At 69.9% G+C, this 15836-nt stretch carries 15 protein-coding genes; 10 read left to right on the top strand and 5 right to left on the bottom strand.

The window, feature by feature from the left end; genetic code table 11:
- Window positions 1–100 precede the first annotated feature (100 nt).
- The 5 genes from AFR_RS41580 (at window position 101) to AFR_RS41560 (ending at window position 6461) form a co-directional block, all read left to right on the top strand.
- Window positions 101–862, top strand: coding sequence for a type III pantothenate kinase (locus AFR_RS41580; RefSeq protein WP_023562860.1), 762 nt, complete (start codon window positions 101–103; stop codon window positions 860–862).
- Window positions 863–977: 115 nt separating this feature from the next.
- Window positions 978–2432: a lysine--tRNA ligase gene (gene lysS / locus AFR_RS41575; protein ID WP_052359921.1), complete on the top strand. Its 1455-nt coding sequence runs from the start codon at window positions 978–980 to the stop codon at window positions 2430–2432.
- Window positions 2433–2565: 133 nt separating this feature from the next.
- A complete protein-coding gene (locus tag AFR_RS41570) occupies window positions 2566–2919 on the top strand; it encodes a histone-like nucleoid-structuring protein Lsr2 (RefSeq protein ID WP_023562858.1) in 354 nt (117 codons plus the stop codon).
- 356 nt (window positions 2920–3275) lie between these two features.
- Window positions 3276–5798 (top strand): ATP-dependent Clp protease ATP-binding subunit, encoded by a 2523-nt coding sequence (locus AFR_RS41565; protein WP_023562857.1) that lies wholly within the window; start codon window positions 3276–3278, stop codon window positions 5796–5798.
- Window positions 5799–5885: 87 nt separating this feature from the next.
- Window positions 5886–6461 carry a DUF4291 domain-containing protein gene (locus tag AFR_RS41560; protein WP_023562856.1) on the top strand — a complete coding sequence of 192 codons (576 nt, stop codon included), beginning with the start codon at window positions 5886–5888 and terminating at the stop codon, window positions 6459–6461.
- On the opposite strand, the gene AFR_RS41555 is transcribed toward AFR_RS41560, so the two are convergent.
- On the bottom strand, window positions 6454–7356 hold the full coding sequence (locus AFR_RS41555; protein ID WP_023562855.1) for an iron-sulfur binding domain-containing protein: 903 nt from the start codon (window positions 7354–7356) through the stop codon (window positions 6454–6456). The two genes, AFR_RS41560 and AFR_RS41555, sit on opposite strands and share 8 nt — an antisense overlap.
- A gap of 25 nt (window positions 7357–7381) precedes the next feature.
- Here AFR_RS41555 and AFR_RS41550 point away from each other — a divergent pair, with 25 nt between their 5' ends.
- The 3 genes from AFR_RS41550 to AFR_RS41540 all read left to right on the top strand — a co-directional run bounded on the left by AFR_RS41550 (window position 7382) and on the right by AFR_RS41540 (window position 9285).
- Window positions 7382–7885 carry a glycine cleavage system transcriptional repressor gene (locus AFR_RS41550; protein WP_023562854.1) on the top strand — a complete coding sequence of 168 codons (504 nt, stop codon included), beginning with the start codon at window positions 7382–7384 and terminating at the stop codon, window positions 7883–7885.
- Complete coding sequence (locus AFR_RS41545; protein WP_023562853.1) at window positions 7882–8433, top strand: peptide deformylase; 552 nt, start codon at window positions 7882–7884, stop codon at window positions 8431–8433. Before AFR_RS41550 ends, AFR_RS41545 begins: the two co-directional genes overlap by 4 nt.
- An 81-nt stretch (window positions 8434–8514) precedes the next feature.
- Window positions 8515–9285, top strand: coding sequence for a hypothetical protein (locus tag AFR_RS41540; RefSeq protein ID WP_041841559.1), 771 nt, complete (start codon window positions 8515–8517; stop codon window positions 9283–9285).
- Between the two features lie 161 nt (window positions 9286–9446).
- Here the strand turns inward: AFR_RS41540 and disA are convergent, their stop codons facing one another.
- From disA to AFR_RS41520, 4 genes are all read right to left on the bottom strand, one after another.
- Window positions 9447–10631 (bottom strand): DNA integrity scanning diadenylate cyclase DisA, encoded by a 1185-nt coding sequence (disA, locus tag AFR_RS41535; RefSeq protein ID WP_023562851.1) that lies wholly within the window; start codon window positions 10629–10631, stop codon window positions 9447–9449.
- 100 nt (window positions 10632–10731) lie between these two features.
- Window positions 10732–12153: a DNA repair protein RadA gene (radA, locus tag AFR_RS41530; protein WP_041841558.1), complete on the bottom strand. Its 1422-nt coding sequence runs from the start codon at window positions 12151–12153 to the stop codon at window positions 10732–10734.
- Between the two features lie 38 nt (window positions 12154–12191).
- Complete coding sequence (locus AFR_RS41525) at window positions 12192–12938, bottom strand: hypothetical protein (protein ID WP_023562849.1); 747 nt, start codon at window positions 12936–12938, stop codon at window positions 12192–12194.
- 88 nt (window positions 12939–13026) lie between these two features.
- Complete coding sequence (locus AFR_RS41520; RefSeq protein ID WP_023562848.1) at window positions 13027–13863, bottom strand: UbiA family prenyltransferase; 837 nt, start codon at window positions 13861–13863, stop codon at window positions 13027–13029.
- Window positions 13864–13909: 46 nt separating this feature from the next.
- Between AFR_RS41520 and AFR_RS41515 the strand changes: the two genes are divergently transcribed.
- Window positions 13910–14635 (top strand): methyltransferase domain-containing protein, encoded by a 726-nt coding sequence (locus AFR_RS41515; RefSeq protein ID WP_041841556.1) that lies wholly within the window; start codon window positions 13910–13912, stop codon window positions 14633–14635.
- The gene (locus AFR_RS41510; protein ID WP_023562846.1) at window positions 14632–15789 is read left to right on the top strand and encodes an acyl-CoA dehydrogenase family protein; all 1158 of its coding nucleotides are present in this window, start codon (window positions 14632–14634) and stop codon (window positions 15787–15789) included. Before AFR_RS41515 ends, AFR_RS41510 begins: the two co-directional genes overlap by 4 nt.
- Window positions 15790–15836: the final 47 nt, after the last annotated feature.

Raw genomic sequence — 15836 nt, 5'->3', positions numbered from 1 at the left:
CGGCCCACTCGGCGGAACAAACGTCCGCGAGGCATGGTCGACGGTGTTGCGGTTGTGGACGGCCACGCCCCGTACCGGATGAATGGTTAGGCTCCTCTCCGTGCTGCTCTGCATCGACATCGGAAACACCAACACCGTCCTGGCCACCTTCGACGGGGACAAGATCGTCCACAGTTGGCGGATCAAGACCGACGCCCGGTCCACCGCCGACGAGCTCGGTCTGATGTTCCGGGGCCTGCTCGCCGGGGACGCGGTGGAGATCACGGGTGTCGCGGCCTGTTCGACCGTGCCGGCCGCGCTGCGTTCGCTGCGCACGATGCTGGCGCGTTACTACGGTGACCTGCCCAACGTCATCGTGGAGCCGGGGGTGAAGACCGGCGTGCAGCTGGCCATCGACAACCCCAAGGAGGTCGGCGCGGACCGCGTGGTCAACACGCTCGCCGCGCACGCCCTCTACGGCGGGCCCTCGATCGTGGTCGATTTCGGCACCACCACGAACTTCGACGTCATCAGCGCGAAGGGTGAATTCCTCGGTGGGGCGTTCGCGCCCGGCATCGAGATCTCCTTCGACGCGCTGGCCGCGCGGGCCGCTCAGCTGCGCAAGGTCGAGCCGGCCAAACCCCGCTCGGTGATCGGCAAGAACACCGTCGAGTGCCTGCAGTCCGGCCTCTACTACGGCGTCGCCGGGCAGGTCGACCGCATCGTCGAGCTGATGGCCGCCGAGCTGGGCGGTGGTGTCCGCTCGGTCATCGCCACCGGCGGGCTGGCCTGGCTGGTCAAGGACGAGTGCCGCACGATCACCGCCCACGAGCCGATGATCACGCTGATCGGGCTGCGGATGGTATATGAGCGGAACGTCTGAGACGGCCTTAGTAGGCTTTTCGGAACCTGGAAATTTGTCCTCCACAGAGAGTCGTGCCGTGACCGAGCAGCAGAACCCCGTACCCGTCGAACCCGCCGAGGACCTTCCCGAACAGATGCGGGTCCGCCGGTCGAAGCGGGACCGGCTGCTGGCGGAGGGCATCGAGCCGTACCCCGTCGGCTTCGAGCGCACGGCGACCCTCGCCGAGATCCGCTCGAAGTACGCTGACCTGGAGACCGACACGGCGTCGGGTGACAAGGTCGGCGTCACCGGCCGGGTGATCTTCGTACGCAACGGCGGCAAGCTCTGTTTCGCGACGCTGCGGGACGGCGACGGGACCGAGCTGCAGGCCATGCTCTCGCTGGACAAGGTCGGCGCCGAGTCCCTGGAGCAGTGGAAGCGTGTTGTCGACCTGGGTGACCTGGTCGGCATCACCGGCGAGGTGATCACCAGTCGCCGCGGTGAGCTGTCCGTGCTCGCCGACTCCTGGACCATGACGGCCAAGGCGCTGCGCCCGCTCCCGGTCGCCCACCGCCCCCTGGGCGAGGAGACCCGGGTCCGGCAGCGTTATGTCGACCTGATCGTCCGCCCGCAGGCCCGGGACATGGTCCGGGCCCGCTCCGCGACGGTACGCAGCCTGCGTGAGTCGCTGTTCGAGCGCAATTATCTCGAAGTGGAAACGCCGATGTTGCAGTTGCTGCACGGCGGCGCGACTGCCCGGCCGTTTGTGACGCACAGCAACGCACTCGACATAGATCTCTATCTGCGTATCGCCCCGGAACTCTTTTTGAAGCGGGCGGTCGTCGGCGGCATCGAACGCGTCTTCGAGATCAACCGCAACTTCCGCAATGAGGGCATGGATTCCACGCACTCGCCGGAGTTCGCGATGCTCGAGGCGTACGAGGCGTATGCGGACTACAACATCATGCAGCGGCAGGTGCGCGAGTGGATTCAGGAGGCCGCGAACGCAACGGCCGGATCACACATCGTGACCCACTTCGACGGCACCGAGTTGGATCTCAGCGGTGAGTGGCGATCTGTCACCCTGTTCGGTTCCCTCTCCGAGGCGCTCGGCGAAGAAGTGACCGTCGAGACCGATCTCGCACAGCTCCAGCGGTACGCGGAAAAGGTCGATCTGAGCGTCGACCCGAAGTGGGGACCGGGCAAGCTGGCGGAGGAGCTTTTCGAGCACCTCGTCCAGCACACGCTCCAGGCGCCCACCTTCGTGCGGGACTACCCGGAGGAGACCACCCCGCTGACCCGCGCACACCGGGAGACGCCGGGGCTGACGGAGAAGTGGGACCTCTACGTCATGGGCTTCGAGCTGGCCACCGCCTACTCGGAGCTGGTCGATCCCGTCGTGCAGCGCGAACGTCTGGTGGCGCAGTCGCTGCTGGCCGCCGGCGGCGACGCGGAAGCGATGCAGCTCGACGAGGATTTCCTCCGCGCGATGGAGTACGGAATGCCGCCGGCCGGTGGCATGGGAATGGGAATCGACCGGCTTCTCATGGCGTTGACGGGTCTGGGCATTCGGGAAACGATCCTGTTCCCGTTGGTCCGGCCCGAGTAGCCCGCGCAGGTCACACGATTTGCATCGCCGCACCGCAATCGGCTCCCCGCCATTGACGGATCACGCAGCACGGGCGTTATTGTTCACGGGAAAAGCGTGGAGAGAGAACCTGTGTTCGGGAGGATAACGGCGCGTGGCCAAGCAGATCATTCACAAGCTGGTCGATGACCTCGACGGCGGTGACGCCGAGGAGACCGTCAAGTTCGCCCTCGACGGCATTCAGTATGAGATCGACCTGTCCGACAAGAACGCGGCGAAATTGCGGGACGTCTTCGCGCCGTACGTGGGCGCGGGCTCGAAGGTCGCGCGCGGTGGTGTTGTCGTCGGCGGCCGCGCGGCGCGCGGTCGTGGTGGCGCGACCGCCGACCGGGAGCAGAACAAAGCGATCCGCGAGTGGGCCAAGAAGGCCGGCAAGGACATCTCCGACCGGGGCCGGATCCCGCAGGAGATCGTGGACGAGTTCCACGCGAAGGGTCCCGGCCGCTGAGCGGTAGGGCTGTGAAGCGGGGTCCGTGGCGCACACGCGCCACGGACCCTGCTGCTTTTCGCGCGTTCTTCGCCGACCTTGCGTAAGTTATCCACAGGGGTGGACGGTGTTGTCCACAGGCTGTGGACGAAGCTTCGGGTGCTGGGGATTTCGCTGTGCGCGTACTCCTCAAGGGTGGGGAACAGCCCGTGAGCGTGCGAAGTTTGGAAGAACATCGGCGCAGGACGTCCCGAGAGGGCTCGAGGGCCCAGCAGAGTCACCCGGCGGCGATAGAGTGGATGAGCACAGGTATCACCGATACCCGTGCGCTGGCCCCGCCAGTTCATTGGCGCACGGCACGTGAGGAGCACGAGGGCATGTTCGAGCGGTTCACCGACCGAGCGCGACGGGTTGTCGTCCTGGCCCAAGAAGAGGCCCGGATGCTCAACCACAACTACATCGGGACAGAGCACATCCTGCTCGGCCTGATCCACGAGGGCGAAGGTGTTGCCGCGAAGGCTCTGGAGAGCCTCGGCATCTCCCTCGAGGGGGTCCGGCAGCAGGTCGAGGAGATCATCGGCCAGGGTCAGCAGGCGCCGAGCGGGCACATCCCGTTCACGCCGCGGGCCAAGAAGGTGCTGGAGCTCTCGCTGCGCGAGGCCCTGCAGCTCGGCCACAACTACATCGGCACGGAGCACATCCTGCTCGGGCTGATCCGTGAGGGCGAGGGCGTCGCCGCCCAGGTGCTGGTCAAGCTCGGCGCCGACCTCAACCGGGTCCGCCAGCAGGTCATCCAGCTGCTCTCGGGCTACCAGGGCAAGGAGCCGGCTGCCGCCGGAGCCGCCGCGGGCGAGGCCGCCCCGTCGACGAGCCTGGTTCTCGACCAGTTCGGACGCAACCTGACCCAGGCCGCCCGCGAGGGCAAGCTCGACCCGGTCATCGGCCGGGAGAAGGAAATCGAGCGGGTCATGCAGGTGCTCTCCCGCCGTACCAAGAACAACCCGGTGCTGATCGGCGAGCCCGGCGTCGGCAAGACCGCCGTCGTCGAGGGGCTGTCCCAGTCCATCGTCAAGGGCGAGGTGCCCGAGACGCTCAAGGACAAGCAGCTCTACACGCTCGACCTCGGCGCGCTGGTGGCCGGCTCCCGTTACCGCGGTGACTTCGAGGAGCGCCTCAAGAAGGTGCTCAAGGAGATCCGCACGCGGGGCGACATCATCCTCTTCATCGACGAGATCCACACCCTGGTGGGTGCCGGTGCCGCCGAGGGCGCCATCGACGCCGCCTCGATCCTGAAGCCCATGCTCGCGCGTGGTGAGCTCCAGACCATCGGCGCGACCACCCTTGACGAGTACCGCAAGCACCTCGAGAAGGACGCCGCTCTCGAGCGCCGCTTCCAGCCGATCCAGGTGGGTGAGCCGTCGCTGGCGCACACCATCGAGATCCTCAAGGGCCTCCGCGACCGTTACGAGGCGCACCACCGGATCAGCATCACCGACGCTGCCCTCGTGGCCGCGGCGACGCTGGCCGACCGGTACATCTCGGACCGCTTCCTCCCGGACAAGGCGATCGACCTGATCGACGAGGCCGGCGCCCGGATGCGCATCCGCCGGATGACCGCGCCGCCGGACCTCCGTGACTTCGACGAGCGCATCGCCCAGGTCCGCCGCGACAAGGAGTCCGCGATCGACGCGCAGGACTTCGAGCGGGCCGCGCAGCTGCGCGACAAGGAGAAGCAGCTCCTCGGGCAGAAGGCCCAGCGGGAGAAGGAGTGGAAGGCCGGCGACCTCGACGTCGTGTCCGAGGTCGACGACGAGCAGATCGCCGAGGTCCTGGGCAACTGGACCGGCATCCCGGTCTACAAGCTGACCGAGGAGGAGACGTCCCGCCTGCTGCGCATGGAGGACGAGCTCCACAAGCGCGTCATCGGCCAGGAGGACGCTGTGAAGGCGGTCTCGAAGGCCATCCGGCGTACCCGCGCCGGCCTGAAGGACCCGAAGCGCCCCTCGGGCTCGTTCATCTTCGCCGGCCCGTCCGGTGTCGGTAAGACCGAGCTCTCCAAGGCGCTGGCCGAGTTCCTCTTCGGCTCCGAGGACGCGCTGATCCAGCTCGACATGTCCGAGTTCCACGACCGCTACACGGTGTCGCGCCTCGTCGGTGCGCCTCCCGGCTACGTGGGATACGACGAGGGCGGCCAGCTGACCGAGAAGGTCCGCCGCAAGCCGTTCTCCGTGGTCCTCTTCGACGAGATCGAGAAGGCCCACCCGGACGTGTTCAACACGCTCCTGCAGATCCTGGAGGACGGCCGCCTCACCGACGGTCAGGGCCGCATCGTGGACTTCAAGAACACGGTGATCATCCTGACCACCAACCTCGGCACGCGTGACGTGGCCAAGGCGGTGTCGCTGGGCTTCCAGGCGTCCGAGGACGTCGAGAGCAACTACGACCGGATGAAGGTCAAGGTCAACGACGAGCTGAAGCAGCACTTCCGCCCGGAGTTCCTCAACCGCATCGACGACACGATCGTCTTCCACCAGCTTCGGCAGGAGGAGATCCTTCAGATCGTCGACATCTTCACGGCGCGGATCGAGGGCCAGCTCAAGAACAAGGACATGGGCCTCGAGCTGACCGACAACGCCAAGAAGTACCTGGCGAAGAAGGGCTTCGACCCGGTCCTGGGCGCCCGGCCGCTGCGCCGGACGATCCAGCGCGACCTGGAGGACACCCTGTCCGAGCAGATCCTCTTCAACGAGCTGCGCCCCGGCCAGATCGTGGTCGTGGACTGCGAGGGCGACCCGGACAACATCGAGAAGTCGAAGCTCACCTTCACGGGAGCTGACCGCGGCTCGGTGGTCCCCGACGCAGTGCCCGCCGACCTCGGCGCGGCTGCCTCGGAGGAGTAAAAAGCACGATCATCGGAACGGCCCGGCGCTTCGGCGCCGGGCCGTTCCGCCGTTAAATGGCTGGCCCCGGTACGCGACCATGGACGCATGGAAGTTCCTCAGCGGCAGATCAGGGCCGCTTTCACCGACAAGACGATCACCGTCTACCAGGCCTATCCCGTCCAGATCGCCGAACCGGCGGTACGCGCGGGCCACTTCGTCCCGCCGTTCAAGCTCGAGCGGATGACCTGGATCAAGCCGTCGTTCCTGTGGATGATGTACCGCTGCGGCTGGGGCGCGAAGCCCGGCCAGGAGCGCGTCCTCGCGATCGACATCAGCCGGACCGGGTTCGAGTGGGCGCTCGCGCACGCGTGCATCAGCCATCACTCGCCCGGCAGCGGGGAGAGCCAGGCCGACTGGTCCCGGCGGCTGCGGAAGAGTCCGGTCCGGGTCCAGTGGGATCCCGAGCGGAACATCCAGTTGCAGCCGCTGCCGTACCGGTCGTTGCAGCTCGGGCTGGGCCGTGAAGCGGTCGGACGGTACGTGGACGAGTGGACGGTCGCCATCCGCGACGTCACCGATCTTGCACACCAGATCCAGGCGACCCGCGACCCGGCGCTGCTCCCCGCCGAACAGCCCTACCCGCTGACGCCGGAGCTGGCGACCACCCTCGAGATCAACTGAGCGGTGGAAAGCGGGGCGGGTGGTCGCCGGCGAGGACAAAACGGTCGGCGTCCGAGTCGAGCGGCTCGACCAGGCCGTCCGTGACCAGGCCGGACAGGGCGCGGGCGCGCTGCACCTCGTCGGCCCAGACCGTGTCCAGACGTTGACGCGGCACCGGGCCGGTGGCGTGCCGCAGCACCTCCAGCAGCAGACCCCGGACCTGACGGTCGGTCCCGGCGTACTTCTGGGTCTTGCGGGTCGGACCCGCCGGCGCCGGAGCACCGCTCTGATGCCACGCACACACCTGCTCGAACGGGCAGACCCCGCAGCGGGGTGATCGCGCTGTGCAGACGATCGCGCCCAGCTCCATGAAGGCGATGCTGGCGCGCGCGGCCCGGGCCGGCTCGATCGGCAGCAGTTCGGCCATCGCGGCGAGATCCGCGGTTGTCGTGGCGGGCCCGGCGTCCGGGTCACCCGCGACCGCCCGGGACACGACCCGCCGGACGTTGGTGTCCACGACCGGGTGACGTTGCCCGTACGCGAAGGTCGCCACCGCACGGGCCGTGTAGGTCCCGACTCCGGGCAGGGCGAGCAACTGGTCGAGGTCGTCGGGCACCCGGCCGCCGTGGCGTTCCACGATGGCCACAGCGCACGCGTGCAGCCGCATCGCCCGGCGGGGGTAGCCCAGGCGACCCCACATGCGGATCGCCTCGGACGGGGGATCCTGGGTCAGGTCGGCGGGTGTGGGCCAGCGTTCCATCCAGGCGTGCCAGGCCGGAGTCACCCGGACGACGGGTGTCTGCTGGAGCATCACCTCGCTGACCAGCACCGCCCAGGCGCTGGTGCCGGGGACCCGCCAGGGCAGGTCGCGGGCGTTGATGTCGTACCACTGGGTGACCGAGTCGGCGAGCGTCATAACCGGTCCAGCTTAAGATGCCGGGGTGAACGAGCTTGCCATCACCGTCATCGGTCCCGACCGGACCGGCATCATCGCGGACGTCTCCGAGGCCCTCGCCGGTGTCGGGGCGAACCTGTCCGACTCCACGATGACCCGGCTCCGCGGCCACTTCGCCATGACCCTGATCTGCAACGGGCCTGCCGCCGAGGACGTCGAGAAGGCGCTGGCACCCCTCACCGGCCTGCTCGCCACGGTGCGGGCGGTTGCCCCCGAGGCCGACGCGGACGTTGCGGGGGAGCCGTACCTGGTCAGCGTCCACGGCGCGGACCGTCTCGGCATCGTCGCCGCCGTCACCCGGGTGGTCGCCGCGGCCGGTGGCAACATCACCGACCTCACCACCCGCCTGACCGGGCCGCTCTACGTGCTGATCGCCGAGGTCGAGGTGCCGTCCGGCGGTGCCGACACGCTGGCCGCCCGCCTCGCACTCGCCGCCGACGAGCTGGGTGTCGATGTCACGCTGCGCCGCGCCGAATCGGACGTCCTGTGAGTGACGCCCTGGCCGACTGGAAACCCGACGTTCTCGGGGTCGACGGCAAGGTCCTGCCCGTGGTCACCGCCCCGGCGAGCGTCCTGAGCACCGTCGGCGCCGACGTCGACCCGCTGGACCCCGAGGTGGTGCAGCTCGCCGCCGACCTGGTCGCCACGATGCGGGTGTCGCCCGGCTGTGTCGGCCTCGCCGCGCCGCAGGTGGGTGTCGGTGCGCGGGTGTTCGCGGTGGACGTGACCCAGCACCCGAAAACGGCGACCAACCACGGCACGTTTGTGCTGTGCAACGCCCGGGTCGTCGAGGCGAGCCGCTGGCGCCCCGGCCGCGAGGGCTGCATGTCCGTCCCCGACCTGACCGGCGACGTGAAACGCGCAAGCCGCCTCGTGGTCGAGGCCGTCCTCCCCGGTACGGGTGAAGCCGTCCTCCTGACCACCGACGCCTTCGAAGCACGGGCCCTGCAGCACGAGATCGATCACTGCGACGGAAAACTCTTCCTTGATCGTGTCGCCGGTGCCCACGCCGTCTACCAGCGCAAGGTCTATCTCTAACGATCAGTAAGCGAGTCGGTGTCGCGTAACCGGCGCGTCGCGCCCGTCCGGCTGGCGTGACGGGGATACGGTGCACCCATCATGCGTTCGACGGTAGGTCCCCTTCCCTCCGCCGTGTACTGGCGGCGCCGCGCCGTGGTGCTCGGCGCACTGCTGCTCGGCGTCATCGTGCTGTTCGTGTCGTGCTCCGGCGGCGACGACGACACCAAGAAGCGCGGCGGCAGCGGCTCGGTGTCGTCCCAGGGCCCCACACCGGCCCCCGGGGCCTCAACGCCCGACGATCCCGAGCCGTCGTTCACGGACCCGGGCCCGGGCGCGGGCAACCCGTCGCTCCCCGACCCCGGCGACCTGACCGCCACCGGCCCGGCCTCCAAGCCCTCAGCCGGCGCAGGCACCGACCCGAACGACCCCGCGGGCGACGACACGACCGACGCAAACATCGCGGCCGCCGCAGGTGGCACGTGCACCGACGCGGAAATGTCCGTGACCCCGGTGCCGAGCACAACAACGGTCCGCCGCGGCGCGCCCCTGGCCATCCGCCTCAAAATCAAGAACATCTCGGCCCGCACCTGTACGCGTGACGTCGGCGCCGACCTGCAGGAGCTCTACATCGAGCAGGGCGTGCAGAAGATGTGGTCGTCCGACACCTGCAGCACGGTCAAGGGTTCGGAGGTCCGCTCGTTCCCGCCGAACGGTGAGCGCGAGTACAACGTGACCTGGAACGGCAAGCAGGCCAACAAGTGCTCGGCCGGCCTGGCCGCGGGCACAGCCCCGGCCGCCGGCGAATACTCCCTCCGCGGCCGCCTGGGCGCCAAGGTCAGCGCCGCCGTAGCCCTCGACATCACAGCCTGACCCCGCCGGCAGTCCCGTAGAGCCGGACGCCGGCCTGCGGGCGATTTAACCCAGGTCAGCGAACGCCGATCGGAACTGCCGGCCCCACATCGCGGCAGGGAAGCGTTGAAAAGCCTCCGGGTCCGGTGTCTCGACCGCCCACCGGACGATCGCGGGCGCGGTCAGACGTAGCGTTCGAGGATCGAGGCTTCGGCCAGCCGGGAGAGGCCTTCGCGGACGCCGCGGGCGCGGGCGTCGCCCACGCCCTCGACCGCCTGGAGATCTTCGACGGTTGCGCCGAGGAGGCGTTGGAGGCTGCCGAAGTGGTCCACCAGGCGTTCGACGATCTGGGCGGGGAGGCGGGGGACCTTGGCCAGCAGCCGGAAACCTCGCGGGCTCACGGCCGCGTCCAAGGCGTCCGAAGCGCCCGGGTAACCGATGGCCTTGGCCACCGCGACCAGGTCGATCATTTCGGTGGCGGTGAGGAGGTCGAGCTCGACCAGGGCCTCGTCCAGCGTGCGGGCCTTGCGGCCGGTCGGCAGATAGTCGCGGATGACCAGGGTGCGGTCGGAGTCGACGCCGGCCATCAGCTCGTCGAGCTGGAGGGCGAGGAGGCGGCCGTCGGTGCCGAGCTCGACGACGTAGCCGGAGATTTCGTCGGCGATGCGGCGAACCATTTCGAGGCGCTGGACGACCGCAACCGCGTCGCGGACGGTGACCAGGTCTTCGATCTCCAGGGCGGACAGGGTGCCGGAGACCTCGTCGAGGCGCAGTTTGTAGCGCTCGAGGGTGGCCAGGGCCTGGTTGGCGCGGGACAGGATGGCGGCCGAGTCGTCGAGGACGTGGCGCTGGCCGTTCACGTAGAGGCCGATGATGTGCATCGACTGGCTGACCGAGATCACCGGGAAGCCGGACTGCTTGGCGACCCGCTCGGCTGTGCGGTGGCGGGTGCCGGACTCCTCGGAGTGGATGCCCGGGTCGGGCATCAGGTGGACGGCGGCCCGGACGATGCGGGTCCCGTCGCTGGAGAGGACCACGGCGCCGTCCATCTTGCACAGCTCGCGGAGGCGGGTGGCGGAGAACTCGACGTCGAGGGCGAAGCCGCCCGTGCAGAGCGTCTCGACGACCGCGTCGTAACCGAGGACGATGAGTGCGCCGGTGCGACCGCGGAGGATGCGTTCGAGGCCGTCGCGCAGGGCTGTGCCCGGCGCCATCAGCGCGAGGTTGGCGCGCAACGGGTCGGCGTTGACCCCGCCGCCGGTCAGGCCGGGCGTCGCAGGGGTCATCGGGCGGGCTGCCGAACCGTTGAAACCGGCAGCAGCCCCGTTGGCATGGCGGTGGGATGAGGCCTCGCGGTCGAGCGGCACCTGTACATTCTACGGACTGTCATCCAGGTCAACGAGCCGCGGTTCGGTCGATGCTCCATAGCGTTATCTACCGTCACTCGATGTAACCGGAAGGCGAGTTTTATTCGGCTGAGGCACGGGCTGCCCACTGCACCGCGCTCTGCAGGTCGCCGACTTCGACAACACGCATGCCCTTGGGTGGGCTGTCATTTTCACCGGGTCCGCAGCCGGGCGGGACGAGGGCGAAGCGGAAACCGAGCCGGGCCGCCTCGGCCAGCCGCCGGCCGACTGCACCCACCCGGCGGACCTCGCCCGTGAGCCCGACCTCACCGATCGCGACCAGATGCGGCGCCATCGCGAGGTTGAGCGCGCCCGACGCCACTGCCAGGGCCATCGCGAGGTCGGCCGAGGGCTCGGTGACCCGGATGCCGCCGACGGTGGCCGCGAAGACCTCACGGTCGTGCAGCTTGATCTTTTCCATGCGGCGCTGGAGCACCGCCAGGACCATGGCCAGCCGGGCGCTGTCGAGTCCCGAGACCGTCCGCCGGGGTGAGCCCTGGACCTGGGCGCCGATCAGGGCCTGCACCTCGGTCACCATCGCCCGGCGGCCCTCCATGGCCACCGTGACGCAGGTGCCCGGCACCGGCTCGTTGTATCGGGTCAGGAACAGCCCGGACGGGTCGGCCAGGCTGACGATGCCGCTCTCGTGCATCTCGAAGCAGCCGACCTCGTCGGCCGGGCCGTAGCGGTTTTTCACACCGCGGACCAGGCGCAGTGACGAGTGCTTGTCACCCTCGAAGTGCAGCACGACGTCGACCAGGTGCTCGAGGACCCGCGGGCCGGCCACCGAACCGTCCTTGGTGACGTGCCCCACCAGGACGGTCGCGACGCCGCGCTCCTTGGCGATGCTGACCAGTGCGGCGGTGACCGCACGGACCTGGGTCACGCCGCCGGGGACACCCTCGGTGCCGGGGGCGGAGATCGTCTGCACCGAGTCGATGATGAGCAGGCCGGGCTTGACCGCGTCGAGGTGGCCGAGGACCGCGCCGAGGTCACTCTCGGAGGCGAGGTAGAGCTTCTCGTGGAGGGCACCGAGGCGTTCGGCGCGCAGCCGCACCTGGCTGACCGACTCCTCGCCGCTGACCACGAGCGACGGCGTGCTCGTGCCGGCGGCCCACTGCTGGGCCACGTCGAGCAGCAGGGTCGACTTGCCGACGCCGGGCTCGCCCGCCAGCAGGACCACGGCGCCGGGCACCAGACCGCCACCGAGGACCCGGTCGAGCTCGCTGACACCGCTGGGCACCGCCTTGGCCGGGGCCGCGCTGATCGTCGCGATGGGACGGGCGGGCTCCGACGGAATCCGGGAGCTGACCACGCGGCCCGAGACGACCGGACCGGTCAACGTGGACTCGATGATCGAGCCCCACTCGTTGCACTCCGGGCAGCGGCCGAGCCACTTGGGCGGCTGATGACCGCACGCGTCGCACTGATAGGCAGGTCGCGGCTCAGAGCGGGCACGGGACGGGGTGCGGGAAGTCGTCACGCAGCCACGCTAGCCCGGTGGTACGACAAACCGGGGACTTACTCCTCGGAGTTCTCGTGCGGGATGCCGGGACCGCGCGAGGCGGGGCTCAGCGGGATGGCGACGGGGGCCTGCAGAACGAGCGGCTCGGCACCGTTGCTGAACTCGAAGACGAGGCTGACCGACTGGCCCGGGACCAGTTTGCCGGAGAGGCCGACAGCCTGCAGCGTCTCCTTGTCGCCCGGCAGGAACGTGGCCGCACCCAGCGGCTCGAGCTCGATGCGGGCGGGGCGCACGGCCGGGGTCGCCGCGGACGGCGAGGCGGCGGGCGACGGCCCGTCGCTCGGGTCCGGGCTGGGGATCTGCTCGGAATTCTGGTCGTCCTGACCGCCCGAGGGGCGGCTGCCGGACGGCTCCGGGATGGCCGACGAGGGAGCCGACGGCGTCGCGGCGGCGCCACCGGACAGGCCGATGACCCGCGCCGAGACGATTTCGTCCTTCACGGACTCGTCGGTGACCGGCCGGCTGCTCACCAGCACGGTGATCGGCTGCTTGGTCTGGTTGAAGATGCCCAGCTCCAGCGGCGCGCTGTCACCCGCCGCGTAGCCGGCCGTGCCCGGATATTGCACGGAGAGGTTGCGGATGTAGACGCTCTTGTCGGAGCTGTCCGCGTTGACGCCCATGTTCGAGGGCCGCTTCAGGGCGGTCTCGGCAACCTGGCCGGCACTGCAGCCGGCGAGCGCGACGGCGGCCACCGCAGCGACACCCGTGACGAGGGCGGCGCGGCGGGATCCCAGCGAGCGCATCACAGTCCTCCAAGAAACGCGGCTTTGTACAAGGCTCCTCGGATCAGCGTAGAGGTCGTAGATCCGGCGCGTACGCCGACCCGTCCATTCACACCACCCGGCCGCTGAACACGAGCAGGACCACGTCCAGCAGGGCCACGACGATCACGGAACGGAACATCGCCACCTGGCGTGCACCACGGGCGGCTTCGCGCCTGCCGGCGTACCAACCGAGGGGGAGGACCACGACGGCGGCCGCGGCGGCCGCGATGCCGGGCCACGACGGTGGTCCGGGGGGTCCGAAGACCAGGGTGAGGGTCGCGGCCAGCAACAGGCCGCCGGCCGCGATCCGCGACCAGGTCGCGCCGATGCGATGCGGGAGGCCGACCACACCGGTCGCGGCGTCGTCGGCGAGGTCCGGCAGCACGTTGGCGAAGTGGGCGCCACCGCCGAGCAGCGCTCCCGCCGCGACCAGCCAGGCGGGCGGCCACGGGTGACCCGGCAGCGCGATCACCACGAACGCCGGCATCAGGCCGAACGCCACCAGGTAGGGGACCACGGACAGGGCCGTGGATTTCAGCGGCCAGTCGTAGAGCAGCGCGAAGATGCCGACGAGCGTGATGCAGACCGTCGCGGCCGCGCCGAACGGCAGGCCCAGCAGGGGGATGGCCAGGGACGCGATCAACCCCGAGATCCCCACGGTACGGCGGGAGACGACGCCCGAGGCCACGGGCTTGTCCGTGCGCCCGGCCACCCGGTCACGGTCGGCGTCCAGCCAGTCGTTGACCCAGCCGACGGACAGCTGCGTGGCCCCGATCGCCGCGGCGACGCCGAGCACCGCCCAGCCCCGGTGCCCGACCCCGATCGCGAGCAGGGTCATGGCCAGCGTGACGGCTCCGCCCGGTTCGGGGTGGGAGGCCTTGAGCAGAGAGACGGGTCCGGACATGAAAGCAGTGTGGTGGTTGTGACCCGCGCATGCCACGCTCGATCACATGCGCTTGCTCCCCCGCAACGACCCCCGTCAGTACGACGACCTGGCGGGTGAGTGGTGGCGGCCCGGGGGACACTTCGAGATCCTGCACTGGCTGGCGGCTGCGCGGGGTGCGCTGGTGCCGCGGGCCGAGCGCCCGGAGGCGGTCCTGGTCGACGCCGGCTGCGGCGGTGGTCTGCTGGCGCCGCACGTGCAGCGGCTCGGTTACCGGCACGTCGGCGTGGATCTCCGTCGCTCGGGCCTGGAGCAGTCGGCGAGCCGGGGTGTGACTCCGGTGACAGGTGACGTGACGGCGCTCCCGCTGGCCGACGGCGCGGCCGACGTCGTGGTCGCCGGCGAGATCCTCGAGCACGTCACCGACCTGCCGGGCACGGTCGCCGAGCTGTGCCGGGTGCTGCGCCCGGGCGGGCTGCTCGTCCTCGACACGGTCAACGACACCCCGGTGGGGCGGTTCGTCACGGTCACGCTCGGCGAGCGCTTCGGTGCGGCTCCGGTCGGGATCCACGACCCGGAGCTGTTCGTCGACCCGGGTGAGCTGACCGCCGAGTGCGCCAAGCACGGCGTACGCCTGCAGGTCCGTGGTCTGCGCCCGAGCACGATCGGGCTGGTCAGGTGGTTATTCCTGCCGAAGGGCACCCGGTCGCGCCCGCTGGGACGGATGATCCCGACCCGGTCCACCGCGGTCGTCTACCAGGGCATGGGACGCAAACAGGGGGAGAGCAGATGACAGCCGAGGAAGCACGACGGCTCGCGCCGAGGTTTGCGGCCCGGGCGGCCGATCACGACCGGGACGGATCGTTCCCCGCCGACGATTTTGCCGATCTGCGCCGGTCCGGGCTCTTCGGTCTGATGGTTCCGGAACGCCTCGGTGGCGCCGGTGCCGGTTTTGCCGACTATGCGGCCATCGCCTACGAGCTGGCCCGGGGCAACGGTGCGACCGCACTGGTCTTCAACATGCACGCCTCGGTCACGGGCGCGCTGGGCAGCGTGACGAACGAGCTGGCCGACGCGCTCGGCCTGCCACCGGAAGCCCTCGAGGCCCGCGACAACTACCTGCGGGCGGCGGCCGAGGGCAGCTGGTACGCCGTGGCGATGAGCGAACGCGGCGCCGGCTCCCGTCTCTCCCAGCTGACCACCTCGTACGAGCGCACGGCCGACGGTTTCCACATCAAGGGTTCCAAGACGTTCTGCTCGGGTTCGGGTCACGCCGACGCCTACCTGGTGGCGGCCCGCAGCGCGGACGACCCGGCCCAGGTGTCGCAGTTCCTGGTCCCGGCCGGTGACGGGCTGACGGTCGAGCCGACCTGGGACGCGCTGGGCATGCGCGCGACCGGCTCCCACGACGTCCACGTCGACGTGACCGTGCCGGAGACCGCGCTGCTCGGCGGTGTCGAAGGCCTCGCCCTCGTGGTCGCCCAGCTGGCACCGCACTGGATGGTCGCGAGTTACGCGGCTGTCTACGTCGGTGTGGCCCGGGCGGCGGTGGACGCGGCCGTCGAGCACGTGAACGCCCGCAACCTGGGTCACCTCCCGGCCGTACGGGCCCGCATCGGCCGGGCGGACGCCGCGGTGGCCGCCGCGCACCTGACGGTCATGGAGGCGGCCCGGCGGGTCGACGAGAACCCCGGCGACACGGAGACCAACCGCTGGGTGTGGCGGGCGAAACTGCTGGCCGGCACCACGGCCGCCGAGGTCGCCGCGTCGATGCTGGAGGCGGCCGGCACGTCCGCGATGCGCCGCGGTCACCCGCTCGAACGCCTCTACCGCGACGCCCGCGCCGGCTCGCTGCAACCGGCGACCTCCGACGTCTGCGCGGACTGGCTCGGTGTCGAAGCTCTCGGGGGTGATCCCGACTCGCAAGGCTCAGCCCCGCGATGGTGACCGCCAACGTGGGTATGCACCACAGCGGCGGGTTCAGCCTGGGGAGG

Origin of the sequence: Amorphoplanes friuliensis DSM 7358 (assembly GCF_000494755.1) — a bacterium.
GTDB lineage: Bacteria > Actinomycetota > Actinomycetes > Mycobacteriales > Micromonosporaceae > Actinoplanes > Actinoplanes friuliensis.
Note: the sequence above shows the minus strand (reverse complement) of the source record. Positions and strands in the feature narration are given on the sequence as shown.

Coding starts and splice junctions, on each gene's coding strand:
- lysS (WP_052359921.1), top strand. CDS start 978: ATGCGGGTCCGCCGGTCGAAGCGGGACCGGCTGCTGGCGGAGGGCATC.
- AFR_RS41540 (WP_041841559.1), top strand. CDS start 8,515: ATGCGTTCGACGGTAGGTCCCCTTCCCTCCGCCGTGTACTGGCGGCGC.
- AFR_RS41555 (WP_023562855.1), bottom strand. CDS start 7,356: ATGACGCTCGCCGACTCGGTCACCCAGTGGTACGACATCAACGCCCGC.
- AFR_RS41515 (WP_041841556.1), top strand. CDS start 13,910: ATGCGCTTGCTCCCCCGCAACGACCCCCGTCAGTACGACGACCTGGCG.
- AFR_RS41525 (WP_023562849.1), bottom strand. CDS start 12,938: ATGCGCTCGCTGGGATCCCGCCGCGCCGCCCTCGTCACGGGTGTCGCT.
- AFR_RS41520 (WP_023562848.1), bottom strand. CDS start 13,863: ATGTCCGGACCCGTCTCTCTGCTCAAGGCCTCCCACCCCGAACCGGGC.
- AFR_RS41565 (WP_023562857.1), top strand. CDS start 3,276: ATGTTCGAGCGGTTCACCGACCGAGCGCGACGGGTTGTCGTCCTGGCC.
- AFR_RS41560 (WP_023562856.1), top strand. CDS start 5,886: ATGGAAGTTCCTCAGCGGCAGATCAGGGCCGCTTTCACCGACAAGACG.
- AFR_RS41510 (WP_023562846.1), top strand. CDS start 14,632: ATGACAGCCGAGGAAGCACGACGGCTCGCGCCGAGGTTTGCGGCCCGG.